The organism is Paenibacillus glufosinatiresistens, from assembly GCF_031470375.1.
Classification (GTDB): Bacteria; Bacillota; Bacilli; order Paenibacillales; family Paenibacillaceae; genus Paenibacillus_AQ; species Paenibacillus_AQ glufosinatiresistens.
The window spans coordinates 407126-426593 of record NZ_JAVFHT010000001.1 but is presented as its reverse complement, the minus strand read 5'-3'; the positions used below and the strand labels follow the sequence as shown (position 1 = coordinate 426593).

Below are 19468 nucleotides of genomic sequence, written 5' to 3'. Positions count from 1 at the left end.
CTCCTTTCTCCCGGCCCGTGCCGGGCGTTACTCCCTCAAATGCCGCAGTTCAGCCGCCCGGTCGGCCCACTCGCCGATCTCCGCAAGCGTCAGCCCGAGGTAGAAGGGAATGGGCGTGTAGGTCAGCATGGCCAGAGCGGCGACGGTCTCCATGAGATCGCCGCCGCCGAGGCCTACAGCAGCAAAAAATTTTGGGCCCGCAGCGTAAGGCGCGTGAAATCCTTGGCTGGCAGCGCGCGGATGAGTCCCACATGGACATGCGCCGCCTTGGCGACGATATAAGCCTGGTAATCCTTGTCCAGCTCCATCGCCCAGTTGATGGATTGGCTGTTCTCGGCCTTGTACTGGCGGGTTGCGGCCAGGATGTCGCTGCCGGTCATGGCGTCAAAATCCATTGTCAGCGTCTCGTAGGTCGCGCCTTCATGCACCACAGGGCGGGACAAGGCGTAAGCCTTGTCCTCCCCTTCTTCTTCCGCGACGGAAGCTGCGTTTACGTTCTCTTCGTTCATACGGATTCTCTTCTCCCTTATTTAATGCCCAAGGTATTCCGGACATGAGCCAGATGGTCCACGCCGTTCACCTTATGCACGTAGTTGTATTTGTCGATCTCCAGAAGCGGCTCCAGATCATTGTCCTTGACAATCTTGATATAAGAGACGGAGAACGTATTGTTGCTGTCCATGGCTGCCGCCGGTTCCAGGTTGCCGAGCGAAAGACTGACCGGACGGGCGCGTACCGTGATCCGCAGCGCACGGTCCAAATATTCGCCCGTAGCCGGGTCGAAGGCCTGGATGGCCGCGCGGAGATCAATCTGATGAATCTTCGGAGCCAGCAGCTGCACCGCTTGCGGCTCGACGGTTCTCCAGTTCAGCGTCAGAGTCATGGCGCCGGTATGGCCCATCGAAGGGGCGTTGATCTCGCCGGCGATTCCGCCGCCTTTAATGGTGTCCGCCAGATAGGAAATTTCGGGAAGTGTGGCTTTGGCGGTCCCCAGGTAGGTGTCGCCCTCCAGATAGACGGAGTAGTCAATGACGCGTTCGGATTTAATAGGCATGAATAAGTTCCTCCTTAGGCGGTAAGTGCGGACAGATACGACGAATCGTATTCCAGCACAAAATCAATCTCCTGAGCGGCGGTCGGCGGCGTCAGGAACAGATGGAACTGGACCTTGCCGGCCATCAGGGCTTCGGACGGGTTCTCGGCTGCGCGGAATTCGACGCGCCCGCCCAGCAGGGCTCCGGCGGCGGTCAGTCCGTTCAGCCAAATATTCAGGCTGTCGGTGATCGCCTGGGTGAGACGCTTGTTCATCGGATCGTCGACCTTTTGCAGATAGGTCATAATGAGCGAGTTGGATACCCAGTTGAACATCCGGCGCACCGGAATGGAGACGTCCTTCGGATCGGTTCCGGCCGGATAGGCGCCGGTCTGGCTGCCCCAAGCCTTCCAGCCTCCGGTGCCGAGATTGAACGCCGTGACAATGCCCTGGCTGTTCAGGTAGGCGGCCTGGTCAAGTCCGAGATAGAGCGGCTTGCCGCCGGCCAGCACTGCGCCGTCGATGCTCAGGTTCTTGTTGGAGGGCGAGACGAACGGGATGCCGTCGCTCTGCGAATCGGTCGTGGCGATGCGTCCGGCGAGGTGGCTCGACAGCCAGTACGTGCGGCCGCCCATCGTCACCTTCGGATAGGTAACAATCTGCTGCGCGCCGGTATAGGCATGGCTCGATTTCCATTCGCCCGCTGCCGTATAGTCCACCGCCGGGTCCAGGTCGGTCAGCGCAATCGCCTTGAAGTTTCCGTTGATATTGGAAGCCTTCGCGGCCATGACCGCCGCTACCGCCGGCTGGTGGGACCAGCCGGGAGCCATCAGCAGATCCGGCAGCACGCCAAAGCGCGGGAAGACCTGATGCACCAGTTCAAAGCCGGAGTATTCCCCGGAAGCGGAGACGCCGCCAATCACATCGTCCGCATCGACGGCCGAAGGATTCAGTGCCGTGTAACCGACCTGGAGCGAGACGGCTCCGGCCGCGATGGCGCCGCCGGCCTTGGTCGTAATGACGACTTTGCCCTTGTCGTCAAAGCTTGCCGTATAATCCGTCCCTTTAACATAAGTCGTGTTGCCGTCGGCCGATTTCACGGTCAGCGAAGACAGCAGGACGCCGTCGGCTGCCAGCTTGGCGACGCGGTTCGATACCGGAACCGCTGCCGGCGCCGCCACCGTCTTGTGAACGGCCGGGTCCAGAACGTTCACCAGCACCATCGGCGATTTTTGATAGAGCACAAAATGCGTATACATCGCTTCGCACAGCGTATATTTCGACCAGTCATCGGAATAACCCAGCGCAGCGACCGCGTCGGCGTAAGTATACGCCAGCACCGGGGTCCCTGCGGGAGCGGCTTTGTCCGCCAGATGCACGGGAGCCGTACCGACCACGAATGGAATGCCGCTGGCCGCCTCGTTCGGCGCCAGAACGGAAGTCGCCTGTTCATTGACATAAATGCCGTGTTGATATGCCATTATTTAGTTCCCCTTCCCGAGAAGCTTCTTGTAGGCGGCAAATTCCGCCGTTCCTTGCTGAGTCAGACGAGCCTGCACCTCGGCCATATGCGCAATCGGCACGATCAGTTCGGCCGCCTCCGGCTGCTCATCGAGCAGCGGCTGCAGATAGTCCGGAAGCTCATTCCGGAATACCGTGGATTGCAGAAGCCGGCCGCCGGCCAGATTCGGTCCGAGATAGATTTTGGAGAAGGACTCCTTGGATGCTGATTTCTTATTCATTTCTTCGTTGTTAAACGAATTCATTACGGTTGGTTCACTCATGAATAGCTGCCTCCTGTCTGATTTGCGGATAAGTCCAGCTCGTGGTGACACGGGCCACCCACCGGGAATCGCTTCTGCGCCGATGCACCGACCACTTCCAATTGGCGTCCAGCCGGAATCTCCGCTCCAGTGTCCGTTCCCGCAGCAGCAGGACGCGAACCCGTTCCAATAGATTCATCATGTCGGCGTATCCGGCTTCGCCGGGCGCATCGCTTGAAATTTCCAGCCGAATTCGCGCCGTAGCCTCCTCTTCATCGCTGTGTCCTTTATGGGGACGAATGAGGAGAACCGGACGGGCCGTTTCTTCTCCCGGAGCATCGCCGATATATACGGCCGGCACAAGCGCGCCTTCCTCCGACAGCCGGGATTGCAGAAAGCTCTGCAGCGCGAGCATCAAGGTAACGAGATTCATTATCCACCTCCTTTATTTGATTTATTTGCTAGATAAGGTTAATTATACCTTACACTATTAAGGGGCTTTTACTAGACAAAAAACACGATCAAACGTTCTCTTCCTGATCGTCCATATAAAAGAGAGAATCGGCAACCAATTCCGCCATCTTCTGCTGCGCCCGCTGGAGATACTCGCCGACGCTTCCCGCCGTCAGCCTCAGCATGACCGCAATATCCCCGTGCGACAGCCCCTGTCCATAGGCCAGTTCATAGCATTCGCGTTCCCGGGCGCTCAGGCGGCTTAAGGCATATTCCAGTTGAAAAAGCCGGCGTCCGCTGAGGCTATTCCCTTCCTCCTCCCGCAGCGCCGGATCTGCCGGAGAAGGAGCCGCGAACCGCTGCATCCGCTCCGGCTCCAGCGGCACCTCGCGCTCGTAGCCGGCGCGCCGCTCGATGCCCCGGCGGCTGCCGGGACGCCGTCCGGTCTCCATCCATTCCACGACGAACTCGCAGTCGGAGACCATGCCGGCGATGATTCTCTTATCGGTGTCGCCGGCAGAGCGGTACAGCTTCCGGACAATGCCGAGCGCCTCGCGGTAATTCGGGAGAGAGGCTTCGCCAGGAGCTGCCGCTGCCGGGCGGGACAGACAAGAAATCCCGGACCGCATCATGCTTCACCCCGCAGCTTCGAAGGAGCCCCGATCATACCGGGTTCCAGCAGCTCGCGCATGAACCCTTCCTGTGTCTCATCCGCCTCGGCCGGAGCGCGGGAGGCAACCAGGTAATCCGCTTCCCGGAAGCGGAGACGCCAGATTCCCTTCCATTCGGAAGCATCCGCTTCGGCAAGGGACGGAGCGGCAAGCCCTCTCAGATGCCGCTCGGCAACATAGATGAAGCTGCCTCCACAGCGGAAAATCCGGTAACGCTCGCCCTCCGTCTCCATCAGGAGCGCAGTCTGCTGCGCCGGCATTCCGGCTTCCCGTTCCCAGAAGCGATCCAGTCCCGGAGTTCCGCAGCCGGTGCCGACCTTTCCCCGAAGCAAGGACAGATGAGTGCCTTCAGAAGGCTCGGCGGCGAACCGGCTGTGCAGCACGGCGCGAACCTCCGCGGGCAGTTCGTCCAGACGGATTGCCCAGCGTCCGTTGCTGATCGTATGCCTCCCTGCCTGCAACGACCAGACCAACCCCGATTTATCTTCTTTAATCTGCGCGCACAGCCCTTTGGGGGAGAGGCCGCCGTTCGATGTATACATGGATATTCCTCCCTGAAATCTACGACATATGGTAGTTTATGCTAGAATAATATACGATACAACGTAGTTAGTCAATGCACTTTTACGTTTTGTCGTAATATATCTACTTTACATCGTATTTGACAGTCCGTATGATGGAGGGAGACGATGTGAAAGAAGGGAGGAAGCTCGATTGACGGTAACGGACCGATTGGCCCGGCTGATGAACGAGAGGGGAATCAACCGGTCGGAGCTGGCGAAAGGCGCCGGTATCCCGTACACGACGATCGTATCTTTATTCGAGAAGGGCGCGGAGAACATCAAGCTGTCCACCATGCGCAAGCTCGCCGCCTATTTCGGCAAGACGCTCGATGAGCTTGTCGAAGAGGATGAACCGGCGGCCCATGCCCATCCCGACCTGTCCGATGAGGAGATTCTGACGCTGGCGGCCCATCAGGTCGGCGGCCATACCGAGCCGATGACTCCCGAGAAGCTGGCGCAGATCAGGCTGGCGCTTCGGATCGCATTGGCCAAAGACAACAGTTAGCGGAGGACGTCTATGGGGAGCTATGAATCCTTACGCCGGAAGGCGCCCATTCCCGTACACGAGAATGCGGATTTGCCCGAGGACATCAAGGGCCTGTACATTGAAACCACCAACCGGCAGGCGATTCTGCTGAACAAATCCATTCCGCTGCTGTCGGAGAAATACTGCGTGCTGGCCGAAGAAATCGGCCATTATTACACCTCGGCCGGGAACATCCTGGACCAGAGCGACATCCGCAACCGCAAGCAGGAGAAACGGGCGCGGAACTGGGCTTATGAACGGCTGGTGCCGTTCGCCTGTTTTATCGAAGCCTTCCACGCCAACGCCCGCAACCGGTATGAATTCGCCGAGCTGATCGGCGTCACCGAGGAATTTCTCGAAGCGTCGATTGTCCACTACCAGGAAGTCTACGGTCTCAGCGTGCAGGTCGGCGGCTATGTTATCAGCTTTGATCCGCTGGGTGTCACGAAGCTTATCCGGTAACCGACGCAGCAGCCGGAGGGCGGCCGGAGGGGAACTTGAAGCCTGACAAGGATAGGGGTCCAAAAGAAAAGGGAGCGCTCCAGGGGCGCTCCCTTCTTTTTTATACCCTGGTTCCATCCTTATTCATCTTCTCACCGGGCCTCCAGTTCATCCTCGGTCACCCATTGATGCCCCTTCACCGGTTCCCCGCCGGTAGTCGGCGTATAGTCCACCATGTAGACCACCGTGTGCTTGAAGGAATCGACGACCGCTTTGGCGCCCATCATGCCCGGCATATGGTCGGCTTTAATGGTGATTTCTTTACCCGGCTGGATATCCTCGGTTCCGGCGTTCTCAATCTCCTGCTGAATGATCCATTTGTGGTTGGTTATGCGCTCTCCCCCGGTCGTAGGCTGGTAGGAGATTGCATAGACCGTGGTGTCAAAAGCGCCCGATACGGTCGCGGCTGCCCCCTTCATCCCCGGCATATGGCCGTCCTTGATGACGACCTGGCTGCCTACCGGAAATTTCGGAGACGCAGCATCCTGGAGACCGGCGGGAATCTCGCCGGAAGTCCCGTGCTCCGCCATACCCGTCATACCCGCCATATCCGTCGCCGCCGGAGAATGGCCGGCGTGCGCCCCGGCCGCGGGGCTCGCAGCGGGAGCGGCGCTGGCCCCTCCATTGCCGTTATGGTTGTTCCCGTTCCCCGAACAGCCGCTCAATGCCAGAACGGCCGTTGCTCCGAGCACAAGCGCCGCCTGCTTGGCCTTGCCCGGTTGCATTCTTCTCTTCATCTCGCTTCTCTCCCTTAACTCGGTGTTGGGTTCATTCTTCTTCATTATACCCAATAGGGGTATATATCAATCAAAAACAGAGAACCGGCGCCTTTTCTGCGTCCTTGCTTTTTAACCGTTTTCATTTTATGATAGAAGCATAAACGCGCGTTTACAATATAACGGCGACGGCCTGCAGCTCTTCCGGGCCGAACCCGCCGGTTCAAGGGGGAGCTATGCGCAGCGAAGATATTGCCAAGCTTGCGGGAGTCTCCCGCAGCACGGTATCCCGTGTTATCAACAATTATGCCAACGTGCCGGAGGAGACACGGGCCAAGGTGCTGAGGGTCATTCAGCAGCATCACTACGAGCCCAACAGCTTCGCCCGGGCGCTGGCCGGCAAGAAGACGGATACGATCGGTCTGTTCGCCATCAGCATGAACGAACGGCCCGGTGCGGATCGCATCTACCAGAACAGCTATTTCGCTCCGTTCGTCGACGCCGTCGTCGATACGGCGAATGCACGCGGCTGCTATGTGCTGATTCATACCGTCTACTCGCCGGACGATTTCCAGAAGGTCAAGACCGCCTTCGCCCAGAAGCGGATCGACGGAGGCATTCTCGTCGGCACCCAGAAAGACGTCGGCATGGTCCGCGAGATGGCGGAGCTGGAGGCGCCGGTTGTACTGATCGACTATGATATCTCCGAGATCATGGCCGAGCGTCTGGACCGGGGACATCTGGCGGTCGTCAATTCCAAGGACTATGAAGGCGCGGCCGAGGCGGTGGAGTCGCTGATCGCTCTCGGTCACCGGGACATCGGCATGCTGTGCGGCCGCGACAATACCTACTCCGGGCGCGAGCGCTTCCTGGCGTACCGGGATGTGCTGAACCGGCACGGATTGCCGATTGAGCCGGCCTGGGTCCTTCAGGGCGAATTCCTGAAGCGTGAGGCCTACCGGGCGGTCGAGGCCATGCTTACTGCCGGAGGCCCGCGTCCGACCGCGCTGTTCTGCGCGAGCGACGACATGGCGATCTCCGCCATGGAAGCGCTGGCCGCGAACGGCCTGTCGGTTCCCGGCGATATGTCGCTGATCGGCTTCGACGATATTCCGCTCGCTTCCGGCATCAGCCCCAAGCTGAGCTCCGTCCGGCTGCCGATCTACGACATGTCCAAGGCGGCCGTCGAGAAGGTGCTGGAGCTGTGCGACTCGGCGCAGCCGACCTTCAGCACCGTCAGTTTCCCGTCCCGCCTGGTCGTCAGAGAGTCCTGCGGCGCCCCGGCTCCCCGGCAGAACGGCTTGCACTGACGTTCAGCCCAGCCGCCCGGGGATCTGCTGCGGCAGAGCCTCCGGGCGAAGACCGCAGCAGCCGGGAGGCGGCGCCGGTTGTCCCGGCAGCCGCCTGTCCGCTTTTCTCCCGTTAACCGCGCAGGCGGAAGACAGACGGGAGAATCATTTTTTGCCCCCTATAAACGCGCGTTCACAATCCGAAAGGAGCAATTATCCATGAAATTCGGTTCTTTTGACGACCAACGCAAAGAATATGTCATTACCACTCCGCAGACGCCTTATCCGTGGATCAACTACCTGGGTAACGAACAGTTCTTCGGCCTGATCTCCAATACCGCCGGCGGCTACACGTTCTACCGCGACGCCCGGCTCCGCCGCCTGACCCGCTACCGTTACAACAACGTGCCGCTGGATTCCAACGGCCGTTACTATTACCTGTACGACGGGGGCGACTTCTGGACGCCGGGCTGGATGCCGGTGAAGCGCGACCTGGATTTCTATGAATGCCGCCATGGCCTGGGCTACACCTCGATTACCGGCGAACGCAACGGGATTTCGGTCAATATGCTGGCGTTCGTGCCGATGGGCGAGAATATTGAAGTCCACAAGCTGACGGTCAAGAATACGGGAACCGAAGCGAAGTCGGTGAAGCTGTTCTCTTTTGCCGAGTTCTGCCTCTGGAACGCTCAGGACGATATGACCAACTTCCAGCGCAATTTCAGCACGGGCGAAGTCGAAGTCGAAGGCTCTGTGATTTATCACAAAACCGAGTACCGCGAGCGCCGCAACCACTACGCGTACTATTCCGTTAACGCGCCGGTCGCCGGCTTCGACACAGACCGCGAATCGTTCATCGGTCTCTATAACGGCACGGATGCGCCGCAGGCCGTCGCCGCCGGTCAGGCCACCAATTCGGTTGCCAGCGGCTGGTCGCCGATCGGCAGCCATCAGCTGGACATCGACCTTGCTCCGGGCGAAGAGCGCAGCTACATCTTTGTGCTGGGCTACGCCGAGCTTCCGGAAGAAGACAAATGGGCCGCTCCGAGCGTCATCAACAAAGCGCCGGCGCTGGAAGTGCTCTCCCGCTTCTCCACCGACGAAGCCGTAGACGCCGCCTTGAAAGAACTCGCAGCCCATTGGGACAGCCTGCTATCCAAGTACCAGATCGACAGCGGCGACGAGAAGCTGAACCGGATGGTCAACATCTGGAACCCGTATCAGTGCATGGTGACGTTCAATATGTCGCGTTCGGCTTCGTATTTTGAATCCGGCATCGGCCGGGGCATGGGCTTCCGCGACTCCAACCAGGACCTGCTCGGCTTCGTGCATCAGATTCCGGAACGCGCCAGAGAGCGCATTCTCGATATCGCCGCCACCCAGTTCGAGGACGGCAGCGCCTATCACCAGTATCAGCCGCTCACCAAGAAAGGCAACAACGAAGTCGGCACCGGCTTCAACGACGATCCGCTCTGGTTGATCGTGGGTACTGCCGCCTACATCAAGGAGACCGGCGACTTCAGCATTCTCGATGAAAGGGTCACCTTCGACAGCAACCCGGACAACGCCGCAACGCTGTTCCAGCATCTGAAGGTATCCTTCGAGCATGTCACGAACAACCTCGGTCCGCATGGCCTGCCGCTGATCGGACGCGCCGACTGGAACGACTGCCTGAACCTGAACTGCTTCTCCAAGGAGCCGGGCGAATCGTTCCAGACGACTGCCAATATCGAAGGCCGGGTGGCCGAATCCGTCTTTATCGCCGGTCTGTTCGTCTTCGCAGGCCCGGACTATGTCTCCCTCTGCCGTACCCGCGGCGAGAATGAGCTGGCCGACGCCGCAGAGAAGGCGATTGCGGCCATGACCGAGACGACCCTGACCCACGGCTTCGACGGAGACTGGTTCTTGCGCGCCTATGACCATTACGGCGAGAAGATCGGTAGCAAGGAGAACGAAGAAGGCCAGATCTTCATCGAACCGCAGGGCATGTGCGTCATGGCCGGCATCGGCGTAGAAGACGGAAGCGCCGCCAAGGCGCTGGCTTCCACCCAGGAACGGCTGGATACGAAGTATGGCATTGTGCTTCAGCAGCCAGCCTACTCGAAGTATTATTTGAACCTGGGCGAGATCTCGACCTATCCGCCGGGCTACAAGGAGAACGCCGGTATCTTCTGCCACAACAACCCGTGGATCATGATCGCCGAAACCGTGCTGGGCCACGGCGACCGCGCCTTCGAGGTGTATGCGAAGATTGCTCCGGCCTACCTGGAGGAGATCAGCGACATTCACCGCACCGAGCCTTATGTATACTCGCAGATGATCGCAGGCCGCGACGCGGTGCGCCACGGCGAAGCCAAGAACTCCTGGCTGACCGGAACGGCCGCCTGGAACTATGTGGCGATCACCCAGTCGATTCTCGGCATTCAGCCGGACTACGACGGTCTGAAGGTCGATCCATGCATTCCATCCGAATGGGACGGCTTCCGCATTACCCGCGTCTTCCGCGGCGACACCTATGTCATCGACATTCAGAACCCGAATCATGTCAGCAAAGGCGTAGCCAGTCTGACGCTTAACGGAGCGCCTGTAGAGGGCAATGTCATCAAACCGGTGATGGACGGCGGCGAACACCAAGTCGTAGTCGTGCTGGGCTGAAGCCCCACACCCTAAGAGTTCCATGTACCCGCATTCCTGCACAATGCAAAGGCACCAGCCAAGGGATACCCTTGGTCTGGTGCTTATTCTTGTTTCCCGGGCCAACCGGCCCTAAGACGCCCGCGCTCCGCTCACCGGCCGGCAGGCCAGAATCCGGTCCTCCCGGAAGGTCCGCGGGCTGCCGCTCACGAGGCAGACGGCATGCACAAGTCCGCCCCGAATTCCCCGCACTTCAATGCGCCGCTGGGTCAATTTGCCGCTTCCGTCCATGTAGATGACTTCTACTGTCCGCCCGATATATTTGACCGGCATCTGCCTCGCCTCCAGAACAAGTGTTTGCATTCATAATCTTATTATGGCAAACATTTGTTCGCAAATCAAGTTCGGCAGACCCGTTTCGGATCGGTTTTTTATAAGGCTGTGTTATTCCAAGAAGTCGATGAATATCCCGCTTTCATTCCAAAGAATGCCAATGAACCCGCGCCATCCCGGCACGGGTTCATTGGGTGTTCAAGGTTCAAGGTCTGCCAAGCAGCGACAGCAGCAGCCCCGGAATGGTAGCCGGAGAGCCTTGTTTCTCGACGGCTCCGAGTTCGTAGGCAGCCTTCGGCATGCCGTACACAACCGATGAAGCCTCGTCCTGGCCGATGGTGCGCGCGCCCCTGCGCCGCATGGCGAGCAGGCCCTTGGCCCCGTCGTAGCCCATTCCGGTTAGCAGGATGCCGACGGCGCGCTCCCCGGCCGCCCGGGCAACCGAATCGAACAGCCGGTCTACGGACGGACAATGCCCGCTGGTCCGCTCGCCTTGAATCAGCTCCGTGCGGAAACCGCCGCCCAGCTTGCGGACGGCCAGATGCCGCTCGGCCGGAGCGATCAGCACGGTGCCGGGAACGATGGCTTCGCCGCCCGCCGCCTCCTTCACCTTCCAGGGAAGCAGCCGGTCCAGCCGTTCGGCATACATGGCCGAGAAATTCGGCGGGAAATGCTGCACAACCACGATCCCCGGAAGTGAAGGAGGAAGGCCTTTCAGCAGAGCGGCGATAGCTTCGGTCCCTCCGGTTGAAGCGCCGATGGCAATCAGCCTTTCTCCGGCTTCAGCGGATATGCCCGTACCCGGCGCGGCAAGCGGCGCAGAGGCCGGTCGAACCGCAGCCGTCCGCTTCTCCGGGCCCTGCGGCAGAAGCACGCGAGCTGCCGGGGCGTTCTTCACCTTGACAATCAGCTGCTCCAGAAATCGGGTCCGGCTGCCCGGCGAGCCGGGGTCGGGCTTGACCACAAAATCAATCGCTCCGGCATTCAGCGCATCCAGCACGGCTTCCGGCAGACTGCTGACCACAATGACGGGCATGCTGTACTGCGGCAGCAGTCTGCGGATGAACTCAATTCCGTCCATGCGGGGCATCTGTACATCGCAGACCATCGCATCGGGTCTGACGCGCAGGATGGCATCCCGCGCCTCAAAAGGGTCCGCCGCCAGGGCGGCCACCTCAATGGCCGCATCGCTCTCCAGTCCGCGGCGCAGAAATTCCCGGAACAGCGGGGAATCATCTACCAGCAGCACCCGTATTTTGGCATTTCGGTTCATGATCCAGATCCTTTCTATTTGCAGCAGCCATAAATCTATGAGCCCAGCTTGCGGTAGACCGACGGCTTCACATAACGCAGGCCCGGGTGTCCCTCAACCAGCGACTCCGAATGGCCGACGAACAGATAGCCGCCGGGCTCCAGCCAGTCGGCCAGCCGGCCGATCAGCGCCCGCCGAACCCGGGCGTCGAAATAGATCATTACATTGCGGCAAAAGATCGCATGAAAACGGCGCTTGAACGGAAACTCGCCTGCCGTCAGGTTCAACTGGCGGAAGACCACTTCGGCGCGCAGCCGGTCATTCAGCCGGTACTGACCGGCTCCGGCGGGCTGAAAATAACGCTTCTTCCAGCGTTCGGGCAGTTCTTCGATCCGTTCCTCCCCGTACATTCCCGCCTGTGCCGCCGCAAGCGCCTGCCGGGAAATGTCGGTCGCCAGAAGCCGGGTATCCCATCCCTTCTTCATTCCGGCAAAATGCTCGTCGATCAGCATCGCCAGCGTATACGGCTCTTCGCCGGTGGCGCAGGCGGCGCTCCAGACGCGGAGATCGCGGTCCTGGGCCCGGGCAATCGCCTCGGGCAGAACCGTCTCCCGGAAGAAGCCGAAATGCTCCTTCTCCCGCATGAAATACGTGTAATTGGTCGTTACGCAATCCAGCATCCGGCTGATCTCCGCCTCGTCCCCGGAGCTCACGATATGGTAGTAATCCACATAACGATCCAGACCGCGCGCCGACAATCGCTGCTGAAGCCGGCCGGCCAGCATGGCCCGCTTCTCCGGCTTCAGTTCAATTCCGCTTCGCTTGCGGATGAAATCCGACAGCATGCGGAACTCCCGGTCGCTCATAGGCGTCATGGCTTACAGCCCGTACTTGCCGGAGTCGCCTTCACCGAGCGCAATGGTCAGAGACTCGGCTCCGGATGCCTGCTTTGCCCGTCCAGCCGGACGCGTTCCGCCCCGGCGGCCGCGTTCGGCGAACCGGAGGTCGCCTCCGCCGGATTGCGGTCGGACGGCATACCGGTCCTTCTCGCCCTTGAGCCGGAAGCGCTCCATCTGTTCGCGCAGCAGCTCCGCCTGGCCGGCCAGCTCTTCGCTGGCAGCGGCGCTCTCCTCGGAAGTGGCCGAGTTGAGCTGAACCACTTCGGACAATTGGTTCACGCCCTGATTGATCTGCGTAATGCCGGCCGCCTGTTCGGCAGAAGCCAGAGTTACTTCACCCATGATCGCCGCAACACCGGCAATATCGGTGACAATCCGTTCGAGCGCGGCGGCGGTATCCGCCGCGATGCGTGTGCCCTGTTCGGATTTCTTGACCGAGTTCTCAATGAGGGCCGTCGTCTCCTTCGCTGCGTTGGCCGAGCGGGCGGCCAGGTTGCGGACCTCTTCGGCTACGACGGCGAAGCCTTTGCCGTGCTGGCCGGCCCGGGCAGCTTCCACAGCGGCGTTCAGGGCCAGAATGTTCGTCTGGAAGGCGATTTCATCGATCGCCTTGATGATTTTGGAAATGCTGCCCGACGATTCATTGATCTCTTCCATAGCCGCGAGCATATCGCGCATCTGGGCGTTGCCCTGCTCGGCATTGTCCATAGCACCGCGCGTCAGACCGTTCACCTGCTCCGCATTGCGCGCATTCTGCGTCGTCTGGGCGGAAATCTCCTCAATAGATGCCGTTAGCTGCTCGATGGCGCTGGCCTGCTCGGCCGCTCCTTGCGACAGGGCCAGGCTGGACTCGGCCATCTGCTGCGAGCCGGCTCCCACCTGCTCCGAAGCCGAACGGATATTGGACATGACTTCATCCAGATTTGTTGACATCCGGCGGAAGGCAGCGGCCAGCATGCCGATTTCATCGGTGCTGTTAAAAGAAATTTCCACATCCAGGTCGCCGTCCGCAATCCGGTCCGCCGCATGCAGCATTTGGCGGATCGGTCTGCCGATCATCCGGGAGATCAGCACGCCGAGCAGGACCGCCAGCACGACAGCCGCTACCAGCACGATGAACATGGTCGTAATAGCGGTGTTGCTCTCATTGGAATATTGGTCGGACTTCTTCATCCCTGTGTCCTGCTTGGTGGCGAACAGGGCGTCAATCGCCTCGGTGGCGTCGGTCACGGGCACCGACCCGTTTCCGTAGAGTTCCTTCAGCGCCTGCTCCGGCTGGCCGGCTTCCTCATAGGAGATCGCTTTGTCGCGGACTCCGTTGTATTCGCTTAAGGACTTCTTCAATTCCTCCAGCGTCGCCCGCGTTGAGTCCGAATGTATGCTTCCCTCGAACAGCGCCAGATTCTCCGCAATCCGGCTGTCGAGTTCCTGAATCCGGCTCTTCAGCTTGGTCAAATCCCGGTTCGGGTGATCAATAATAATATCGCGGGTGATCGTCCGGATCGCATGGAAATCCATTCCTACCTTGCCGATGTAGCCGAGTGAAATCCCGTAATCCTGATAAAGCTCCGTATAATTGCGGTCCACCTTCTTGAGATTGACAATCCCGACGCCGCCGACAACCGCTGCAAGCAGGGCTACTACGACAAAACTGCATACCAGCTTTACGCCGATTCTCATGTTGTTCCAGATCTTGCTCATACTCCGTTTTCCCCCGTTCGTCTATTCTGAGGCATATATTCTCCATCCAGCAGCTTGGAACAGCTTACCAGCATTTTCATTCCTCCGCCGGCGCTCTTGCCGACGCCCGTAACGTAACCGCCGCCCTCGAACCCTCCGTCCTGGGCCGAGATGACATTCTCGCCCGGAATCGAGATGACTTCGGAGACGCGATCCACAATCAATCCCATGATGGTATCTTCGCACTCCACAACAATAATGCAGGTCCGGTCATGGTACGCCTTCGGCTCCATTCCGAATCTCAGCCGAATATCCATAACGGGAATGACCGTTCCCCGGAGATTGATGATGCCCTTGATATATGTCGGCAGCTCGGGAACCGCCGCAATCGGCTGGATGCCGATAATCTCGGTTACATTCTGGATATCAATCCCGTAGTGCTGGTGGTCCAGCGAGAAAATCAAGTACTTATCCCTTTGGGTGTCTTCTTCTTCATGCTCGACGGTCTCCCATGTTGACAACGATCTCATCTCCTCTTGGCAAAATCTGCGGTCGGGGCACAGCTCCCGCCCGGCTGCAGCATGGCGGCCAGCCGCCCGATATCCGGGATCAGGCTGACACCTCCGTCGCCCAGCAGGGTGCAGCCCAGAAAGTGGCTGCGCCGGGCGCTCCGGCGAATATAGCCCGGAAGCGCCTTGATCACGACCTGCTGCTGGCCGAGCAGTTCGTCCGCGAACAGACAGAAGCTGCGGTCGTCCTGCTCGATACGGATCAGGACGCCCTCCTCCATCCGTTCCGTGTCCGGTTCGGAGGCATACAGGCGGTGCATCCGCACAACCGGCAGGCACTGCCCCCGCACCACTATCATTTCGGCGCCTCCCGGCTCGGCCAGCACGTCGCCGGGACCCGGCCGGAAGGATTCGGCAATTGCGGTGATCGGCAGCGTATAGCGGGAAGCGCCGACCCGAACGTTCATGCCGTCCATAATGGCCAGCGTGAGCGGAATCCGGAAGCTGATAACGGAGCCTTCGCCGGGCATACTGTCCACCGAAGCGGTTCCCCCGATCTTCTCCAGTTCCTTGACCACAACATCCATCCCGACGCCGCGGCCGCTGAATTCCGATACCGTCTCCTTCGTCGAGAATCCGGGGTGAAAAATAAAGGCAAAGACATCCTTGTCGCACATTTGGGCGGGGTCGCCGGCAATCAGGCCATTGGCGGACGCCTTCCGAAGAATCGCCTCGCGGTTCAGCCCTTTGCCGTCATCGCGAATGGCAATTACCACATCGCCCCCGGCATGGCGGGCTTCCAGCGTAATCTTTCCTCCTCCGCTCTTTCCGGCGGCCTTTCTGGCTTCGGGCGTCTCAATCCCGTGATCCAGTGCGTTGCGGACCACGTGCATCAGCGGATCGGAGATATGTTCAATGACGTTCTTGTCGACTTCCGTCTCCTCGCCCACGATGACCAGCTCGGCTTCCTTGCCCAGCTTGCGGTTCATGTCGCGGACAACCCGGTTCATCTTGCGGAAAGTGGCCGACAGGGGCACCATCCGCATCGACATGACGGTCTCCTGAACCTCGGAGGTGATTTTACGAAGCTGACGGGTTGCTTTGACAAAATGCTCAAATTCCTCTTCCAGGCCGAGCCGGCCGGCTTGGCCGGCGACCATCGCCTCCGCAATAACCAGCTCGCCGACCAGATCCATCAGCTTGTCCAGCCGCGAGACGTTAACCTGAATCATCACGGTCGCCTGGGAAGAAGCAGGGGACGCGGACGGATTCGTTGAACCTTTGGCAGCCGGTAACGGCGCAGCCTCGCCGGGGGCGGATACCGGCATACCTATCGTCGGCCGACCCGCCGCATTCCCGGAAGGCGCCGGTTCCGCCGGGAATTCCGGCACCGGACCCGCAGCCGGCATCGCCGGCAGTTCAGCCGCCGTTTCCTTCACCGGGGCAGCGGCTTCGTGAGCACGGATAGCGACCCGTTCGACAAACGGCATGCCCAGAATCAGTGACTCCACGCATTCCGCCCCTACGTCCGTCTCCAGCTCCAGATGGAAGCCTTCCCGAAGAATGACTTCGCTGCTGTCCGGATTCTCGGCAATATCCGCCGGTGAATACCGGCATTGGCAGGAGAGATACTCCGTCAGTTCACGCACCAGAATAAAGGCCCGGATGTTGGCCATTTCGCAATCGGGGGCATAACGGACTTCGATGCGGTAATGTCCCGGCGACGGGAGACCGCACGCTTCCGTCTGCTCCTCCTGCTCCGGGTCGCCTGCGGCAATCTCCGCCGCAGCGCTTGCGGAGGAGGCAACCGGCTCTTCGATCCGGCGTTTGTCCCCTTCCTTCATGTCCTGAAGGAAAGCGTGAATGGCGTCAATCAGTTCCGCCGCCTCGCCGTCGGCCTGATCGCCGCCGCGGATTTTGATAAGCTCAAGCCGGATGAAGTCCCCGCTCTGCAGAATCAGGTCCGACAGTCTGCTGCAATCGCAGCAAGCCGAAGCTCCCTGCTCCCGCATATAATAGAACTGGTCTTCCATAGCATGGGCCAGAAGCGAAATTTGATTGAAACCCATGACTGCGGCAGACCCCTTGATGGTGTGCATGATGCGAAAAATCAAATGAATGTCGTCAGGAGCAAATCCGCCGTTGCGCTCGCAAGCCAGAATGGATTCTTCCAACTGCTGCAGCGATTGCTCCGTCTCGAACAGAAATAGATCCAGCAGCGATTCGCCCGGACTATAGTCAGTCATTGGCAGTTCCCTTCCTGATGGTAATTTAACATATTAAGTATAGACGTCCATTCATATGGTATATCGAACATTTGGTTTGATTTTGAAATACTTTTATTAAAATTTTTTCAAATTGACATATTCATCCCCGGGACTTGCCTTTTTGGCGCCGGAAGGCGACAATCGGATATATCACAACGATGGGAAGGGAACGACAGCAATTGAATGCAGAGATCGTGGATTTATGCCTTTTGGCAGGTAAAATCATGCTCCAGAACGGAGCGGAGACCTACCGGGTGGAGGATACCATGACACGCATGGCCGCAGCGCTCGGCTTCCCGGGCGCACACAGCTATGTCACGCCGACGGTCATTATGTTCACCATTAACCGGACGGAGCCGGTCAGACTGTACCGCATTGAGGAACGAACCACCGATCTGGAGAAAGTAACCCGGGTCAACGACATCTCGCGCAAGCTCAGCCAGCGGCAGATTTCCTCGGAGGAGGCGCTGCAGGCGCTAAATGCCGTCGATGACGACGGCCATATCTATCCGCTGTGGCTGCAGGTCCTCGCAGGCGCCGCAACCGGCGGCTGCTTCACCGTGATGTTCAACGGAGGACTGGACGACGCCGCGGCGGCGCTGCTTGTCTCCGGCGCCGGCTTTGCTGCCGCAACCTGGCTGCACCGGCTGGTCCAGGTCAAGTTTTTTGCCGAATTCTCGGCCGCTCTGCTGATCGGACTGCTGGCCTATGCGCTGGTCTATTGGGGGGCGGGCAGCGAGATCGACAAGATCATTATCGGGTCGGTGATGCCGCTTGTACCGGGACTGCTGATTACGAACGCGGTCCGGGATCTGATGGCCGGTCATTTAATCTCGGGCCTGTCCAAGGGCGCCGAGGCTTTTCTGACCGCCTTTGCCATCGGGACAGGCATCGGACTAGTTCTGTCTTTCTTATAACGATACGGAAAAGAGGTTGCTTCCAGCATGCTGCTTCAGCTTATTACCAGCTTCGTCGCTTCCGCGACGTTCTGTATCCTGTTCCAGGCCCCGAAGCGGGCGCTGATCCAGAGCGGCTTCGTCGGGATGGTCGGCTGGTACATCTATCTTCTGCTCAATCCGGAATGGAAGCCGATGGTCGCCGCCTTTACGGCCGCGGCCGTCGTCGGGGTCATCAGCCAATTCTGCGCCCGCTGGTTCCGGATGCCGGTCATTGTCTTCAGCATCGGCGGGATCATACCGCTCGTTCCCGGAGGCATGGCCTACGACGCCATGCGCAAGTTCGTCGAGAACGACTACAGCGAAGCCGTTCAGATCGCTACCCAGACGCTGCTTCTCTCGGGCGCGATCGCGACCGGGCTTGTACTGAGCGAGGTGCTCGGACAGCTCCGCCGGCGGCGCACGCCGCTGCGATAGGACAAGCGTCGTACATCGCGGCGCATAACGAACAAGCCCCCATCCGCATGATGAAGCGGATGGGGGCTTTTTTGAAATACACCGATTCCATTGATTCCATTCCTCTTAGAGAGACTACGCCATCGAAGTGTGGCTTCCGCGTATCCAGGAGAGCGCAAGCGTTCCTTCGCCGGCATGAATGCCGGCTACGGGAATGAACGACATAATCTCGGTCCGCAGGGCAGGCGCCATCTTCAGGATTTCTTCCTTCAGCTTAAGCGCCTCTTCCATATTGTTCGCGTGCATAATGCATACTTCCTTAATCAGCTCGACGTCCTTCTTGAGAATATCAAGCAGCCGCTGTTTGGCTTTGCGGAAGGTGCGGATTTTCTCCTCCACGAACACCTTGCCGTCATCGAACTTCAGCAGCAGATGAATGCGCAGGAGCTGGCTGAGCATCAGTTGGGGGCCGGACACACGGCCGCTGCGGTGCAGCTGGGTCAGACTGGACGGCAGCATGTAGAAGGACATATTGCGAATGATCTGTTCGATTCTCTCCTTGATCTCCTTCACCGAGCAGCCGCTGTTCTGCCAGTGGATGCCGCGCATAATCATCTCGCGGAGCGGGTAGGCGCCGACTTTCGAATCAATTCCCGTCACCTTCATTCCGGCAATCTCGGCTGCTTGAAGCGAAGAGTGGTAAGTCCCGCTCAGCGACGACGAGCAGTGAACAGCAAACGCTTCTTCGTAGCGGTCCTTGAGGGATTCATACAGTTCAATGAATTCGCCGATGGGCGGTTGCGAACTGCTCGCTTTATCGTGAATACGCATCTGTTCATAGAACTCATCCGCTGTAATATCAATGTTCTCCTTGTAGCAGGTGTCGTCCACGATCAGGCGCAGGGGTACAACATAGACATGGTTGTTCGGATCTTGAATGAATTCTTCAGGCAGCGTACTTGTGCTGTCGGTAATCCAGGCAATGGGTTTGATGTCTATCAACTTCTCTCTTCGTGTGTTTGGCTTC

At 59.3% G+C, this 19468-nt stretch carries 22 protein-coding genes; 6 read left to right on the top strand and 16 right to left on the bottom strand.

The annotated features are described in order from the left end of the window. Nucleotides 1-27: 27 nt before the first annotated feature. The 8 genes from RBI05_RS01890 to RBI05_RS01855 form a co-directional block, all read right to left on the bottom strand. Nucleotides 28-153: a hypothetical protein gene (locus tag RBI05_RS01890; protein WP_263406099.1), complete on the bottom strand. Its 126-nt coding sequence runs from the start codon at nucleotides 151-153 to the stop codon at nucleotides 28-30. A gap of 20 nt (nucleotides 154-173) precedes the next feature. Further along, a complete protein-coding gene (locus RBI05_RS01885; RefSeq protein WP_150458343.1) occupies nucleotides 174-509 on the bottom strand; it encodes a phage tail assembly protein in 336 nt (111 codons plus the stop codon). Between the two features lie 17 nt (nucleotides 510-526). Continuing rightward, nucleotides 527-1054, bottom strand: a complete 528-nt coding sequence (locus RBI05_RS01880) for a phage major tail tube protein (protein WP_150458342.1) — start codon at nucleotides 1052-1054, stop codon at nucleotides 527-529. Between the two features lie 14 nt (nucleotides 1055-1068). Continuing rightward, the gene (locus RBI05_RS01875) at nucleotides 1069-2514 is read right to left on the bottom strand and encodes a phage tail sheath family protein (RefSeq protein WP_310549924.1); all 1446 of its coding nucleotides are present in this window, start codon (nucleotides 2512-2514) and stop codon (nucleotides 1069-1071) included. 3 nt (nucleotides 2515-2517) lie between these two features. Beyond that, nucleotides 2518-2817 (bottom strand): hypothetical protein, encoded by a 300-nt coding sequence (locus RBI05_RS01870; RefSeq protein ID WP_310549923.1) that lies wholly within the window; start codon nucleotides 2815-2817, stop codon nucleotides 2518-2520. Continuing rightward, nucleotides 2810-3229 (bottom strand): hypothetical protein, encoded by a 420-nt coding sequence (locus tag RBI05_RS01865; protein ID WP_150458339.1) that lies wholly within the window; start codon nucleotides 3227-3229, stop codon nucleotides 2810-2812. Before RBI05_RS01865 ends, RBI05_RS01870 begins: the two co-directional genes overlap by 8 nt. 88 nt (nucleotides 3230-3317) lie before the next feature. Further along, nucleotides 3318-3881, bottom strand: coding sequence for a sigma factor-like helix-turn-helix DNA-binding protein (locus RBI05_RS01860; protein ID WP_310549922.1), 564 nt, complete (start codon nucleotides 3879-3881; stop codon nucleotides 3318-3320). Then, the gene (locus RBI05_RS01855; protein WP_310549921.1) at nucleotides 3878-4462 is read right to left on the bottom strand and encodes a hypothetical protein; all 585 of its coding nucleotides are present in this window, start codon (nucleotides 4460-4462) and stop codon (nucleotides 3878-3880) included. The genes RBI05_RS01860 and RBI05_RS01855 overlap by 4 nt, the downstream gene beginning before the upstream one ends. 172 nt (nucleotides 4463-4634) lie before the next feature. Here RBI05_RS01855 and RBI05_RS01850 point away from each other — a divergent pair, with 172 nt between their 5' ends. Together RBI05_RS01850 and RBI05_RS01845 are read left to right on the top strand one after the other, a co-directional pair. After that, complete coding sequence (locus RBI05_RS01850) at nucleotides 4635-4988, top strand: helix-turn-helix transcriptional regulator (protein ID WP_150458337.1); 354 nt, start codon at nucleotides 4635-4637, stop codon at nucleotides 4986-4988. A 12-nt stretch (nucleotides 4989-5000) separates the two neighbouring features. Beyond that, a complete protein-coding gene (locus RBI05_RS01845; protein ID WP_150458336.1) occupies nucleotides 5001-5471 on the top strand; it encodes an ImmA/IrrE family metallo-endopeptidase in 471 nt (156 codons plus the stop codon). 131 nt (nucleotides 5472-5602) lie between these two features. Here the strand turns inward: RBI05_RS01845 and RBI05_RS01840 are convergent, their stop codons facing one another. Further along, entirely contained in the window at nucleotides 5603-6247 is a 645-nt protein-coding gene (locus RBI05_RS01840; RefSeq protein WP_310549920.1) for a YdhK family protein, read from the bottom strand. A gap of 215 nt (nucleotides 6248-6462) precedes the next feature. On the opposite strand from RBI05_RS01840, the gene RBI05_RS01835 reads away from it, so the two are divergent. Continuing rightward, complete coding sequence (locus RBI05_RS01835; RefSeq protein ID WP_310549919.1) at nucleotides 6463-7536, top strand: LacI family DNA-binding transcriptional regulator; 1074 nt, start codon at nucleotides 6463-6465, stop codon at nucleotides 7534-7536. Nucleotides 7537-7734: 198 nt separating this feature from the next. Continuing rightward, the gene (locus tag RBI05_RS01830) at nucleotides 7735-10170 is read left to right on the top strand and encodes a GH36-type glycosyl hydrolase domain-containing protein (protein WP_310549918.1); all 2436 of its coding nucleotides are present in this window, start codon (nucleotides 7735-7737) and stop codon (nucleotides 10168-10170) included. Between the two features lie 111 nt (nucleotides 10171-10281). On the opposite strand, the gene RBI05_RS01825 is transcribed toward RBI05_RS01830, so the two are convergent. From RBI05_RS01825 to RBI05_RS01800, 6 genes are all read right to left on the bottom strand, one after another. Then, nucleotides 10282-10482 carry a hypothetical protein gene (locus tag RBI05_RS01825; RefSeq protein WP_150458325.1) on the bottom strand — a complete coding sequence of 67 codons (201 nt, stop codon included), beginning with the start codon at nucleotides 10480-10482 and terminating at the stop codon, nucleotides 10282-10284. 205 nt (nucleotides 10483-10687) lie between these two features. After that, a complete protein-coding gene (cheB, locus tag RBI05_RS01820) occupies nucleotides 10688-11755 on the bottom strand; it encodes a chemotaxis-specific protein-glutamate methyltransferase CheB (protein ID WP_310549917.1) in 1068 nt (355 codons plus the stop codon). 35 nt (nucleotides 11756-11790) lie between these two features. After that, complete coding sequence (locus tag RBI05_RS01815) at nucleotides 11791-12609, bottom strand: CheR family methyltransferase (RefSeq protein WP_310549916.1); 819 nt, start codon at nucleotides 12607-12609, stop codon at nucleotides 11791-11793. Nucleotides 12610-12612: 3 nt separating this feature from the next. Continuing rightward, a complete protein-coding gene (locus tag RBI05_RS01810) occupies nucleotides 12613-14334 on the bottom strand; it encodes a HAMP domain-containing methyl-accepting chemotaxis protein (protein ID WP_310549915.1) in 1722 nt (573 codons plus the stop codon). Then, nucleotides 14331-14834, bottom strand: coding sequence for a chemotaxis protein CheW (locus RBI05_RS01805; protein ID WP_223879861.1), 504 nt, complete (start codon nucleotides 14832-14834; stop codon nucleotides 14331-14333). Before RBI05_RS01805 ends, RBI05_RS01810 begins: the two co-directional genes overlap by 4 nt. Before the next feature lie 5 nt (nucleotides 14835-14839). Beyond that, nucleotides 14840-17068 (bottom strand): chemotaxis protein CheA, encoded by a 2229-nt coding sequence (locus RBI05_RS01800; protein ID WP_150458320.1) that lies wholly within the window; start codon nucleotides 17066-17068, stop codon nucleotides 14840-14842. Between the two features lie 179 nt (nucleotides 17069-17247). Here RBI05_RS01800 and RBI05_RS01795 point away from each other — a divergent pair, with 179 nt between their 5' ends. Continuing rightward, nucleotides 17248-18006 carry a threonine/serine exporter family protein gene (locus RBI05_RS01795; protein ID WP_150458319.1) on the top strand — a complete coding sequence of 253 codons (759 nt, stop codon included), beginning with the start codon at nucleotides 17248-17250 and terminating at the stop codon, nucleotides 18004-18006. A gap of 27 nt (nucleotides 18007-18033) precedes the next feature. Then, complete coding sequence (locus tag RBI05_RS01790; RefSeq protein WP_150458318.1) at nucleotides 18034-18462, top strand: threonine/serine exporter family protein; 429 nt, start codon at nucleotides 18034-18036, stop codon at nucleotides 18460-18462. A 114-nt stretch (nucleotides 18463-18576) separates the two neighbouring features. On the opposite strand, the gene RBI05_RS01785 is transcribed toward RBI05_RS01790, so the two are convergent. Then, nucleotides 18577-19443 carry a DegV family protein gene (locus RBI05_RS01785; RefSeq protein ID WP_310549914.1) on the bottom strand — a complete coding sequence of 289 codons (867 nt, stop codon included), beginning with the start codon at nucleotides 19441-19443 and terminating at the stop codon, nucleotides 18577-18579. Between the last annotated feature and the right edge of the window lie 25 nt (nucleotides 19444-19468).

Excerpts from the sequence above, each read along its gene's own strand:
- RBI05_RS01810 (WP_310549915.1), bottom strand. The coding sequence starts at position 14,334 with ATGAGCAAGATCTGGAACAACATGAGAATCGGCGTAAAGCTGGTATGC.
- RBI05_RS01795 (WP_150458319.1), top strand. The coding sequence starts at position 17,248 with ATGGGAAGGGAACGACAGCAATTGAATGCAGAGATCGTGGATTTATGC.
- RBI05_RS01825 (WP_150458325.1), bottom strand. The coding sequence starts at position 10,482 with ATGCCGGTCAAATATATCGGGCGGACAGTAGAAGTCATCTACATGGAC.
- RBI05_RS01885 (WP_150458343.1), bottom strand. The coding sequence starts at position 509 with ATGAACGAAGAGAACGTAAACGCAGCTTCCGTCGCGGAAGAAGAAGGG.
- RBI05_RS01865 (WP_150458339.1), bottom strand. The coding sequence starts at position 3,229 with ATGAATCTCGTTACCTTGATGCTCGCGCTGCAGAGCTTTCTGCAATCC.
- RBI05_RS01880 (WP_150458342.1), bottom strand. The coding sequence starts at position 1,054 with ATGCCTATTAAATCCGAACGCGTCATTGACTACTCCGTCTATCTGGAG.
- RBI05_RS01845 (WP_150458336.1), top strand. The coding sequence starts at position 5,001 with ATGGGGAGCTATGAATCCTTACGCCGGAAGGCGCCCATTCCCGTACAC.
- RBI05_RS01840 (WP_310549920.1), bottom strand. The coding sequence starts at position 6,247 with ATGAAGAGAAGAATGCAACCGGGCAAGGCCAAGCAGGCGGCGCTTGTG.
- RBI05_RS01815 (WP_310549916.1), bottom strand. The coding sequence starts at position 12,609 with ATGACGCCTATGAGCGACCGGGAGTTCCGCATGCTGTCGGATTTCATC.
- RBI05_RS01800 (WP_150458320.1), bottom strand. The coding sequence starts at position 17,068 with ATGACTGACTATAGTCCGGGCGAATCGCTGCTGGATCTATTTCTGTTC.
- RBI05_RS01855 (WP_310549921.1), bottom strand. The coding sequence starts at position 4,462 with ATGTATACATCGAACGGCGGCCTCTCCCCCAAAGGGCTGTGCGCGCAG.
- RBI05_RS01870 (WP_310549923.1), bottom strand. The coding sequence starts at position 2,817 with ATGAGTGAACCAACCGTAATGAATTCGTTTAACAACGAAGAAATGAAT.
- RBI05_RS01830 (WP_310549918.1), top strand. The coding sequence starts at position 7,735 with ATGAAATTCGGTTCTTTTGACGACCAACGCAAAGAATATGTCATTACC.
- RBI05_RS01860 (WP_310549922.1), bottom strand. The coding sequence starts at position 3,881 with ATGATGCGGTCCGGGATTTCTTGTCTGTCCCGCCCGGCAGCGGCAGCT.
- RBI05_RS01890 (WP_263406099.1), bottom strand. The coding sequence starts at position 153 with ATGGAGACCGTCGCCGCTCTGGCCATGCTGACCTACACGCCCATTCCC.
- RBI05_RS01790 (WP_150458318.1), top strand. The coding sequence starts at position 18,034 with ATGCTGCTTCAGCTTATTACCAGCTTCGTCGCTTCCGCGACGTTCTGT.
- RBI05_RS01835 (WP_310549919.1), top strand. The coding sequence starts at position 6,463 with ATGCGCAGCGAAGATATTGCCAAGCTTGCGGGAGTCTCCCGCAGCACG.
- RBI05_RS01875 (WP_310549924.1), bottom strand. The coding sequence starts at position 2,514 with ATGGCATATCAACACGGCATTTATGTCAATGAACAGGCGACTTCCGTT.
- cheB (WP_310549917.1), bottom strand. The coding sequence starts at position 11,755 with ATGAACCGAAATGCCAAAATACGGGTGCTGCTGGTAGATGATTCCCCG.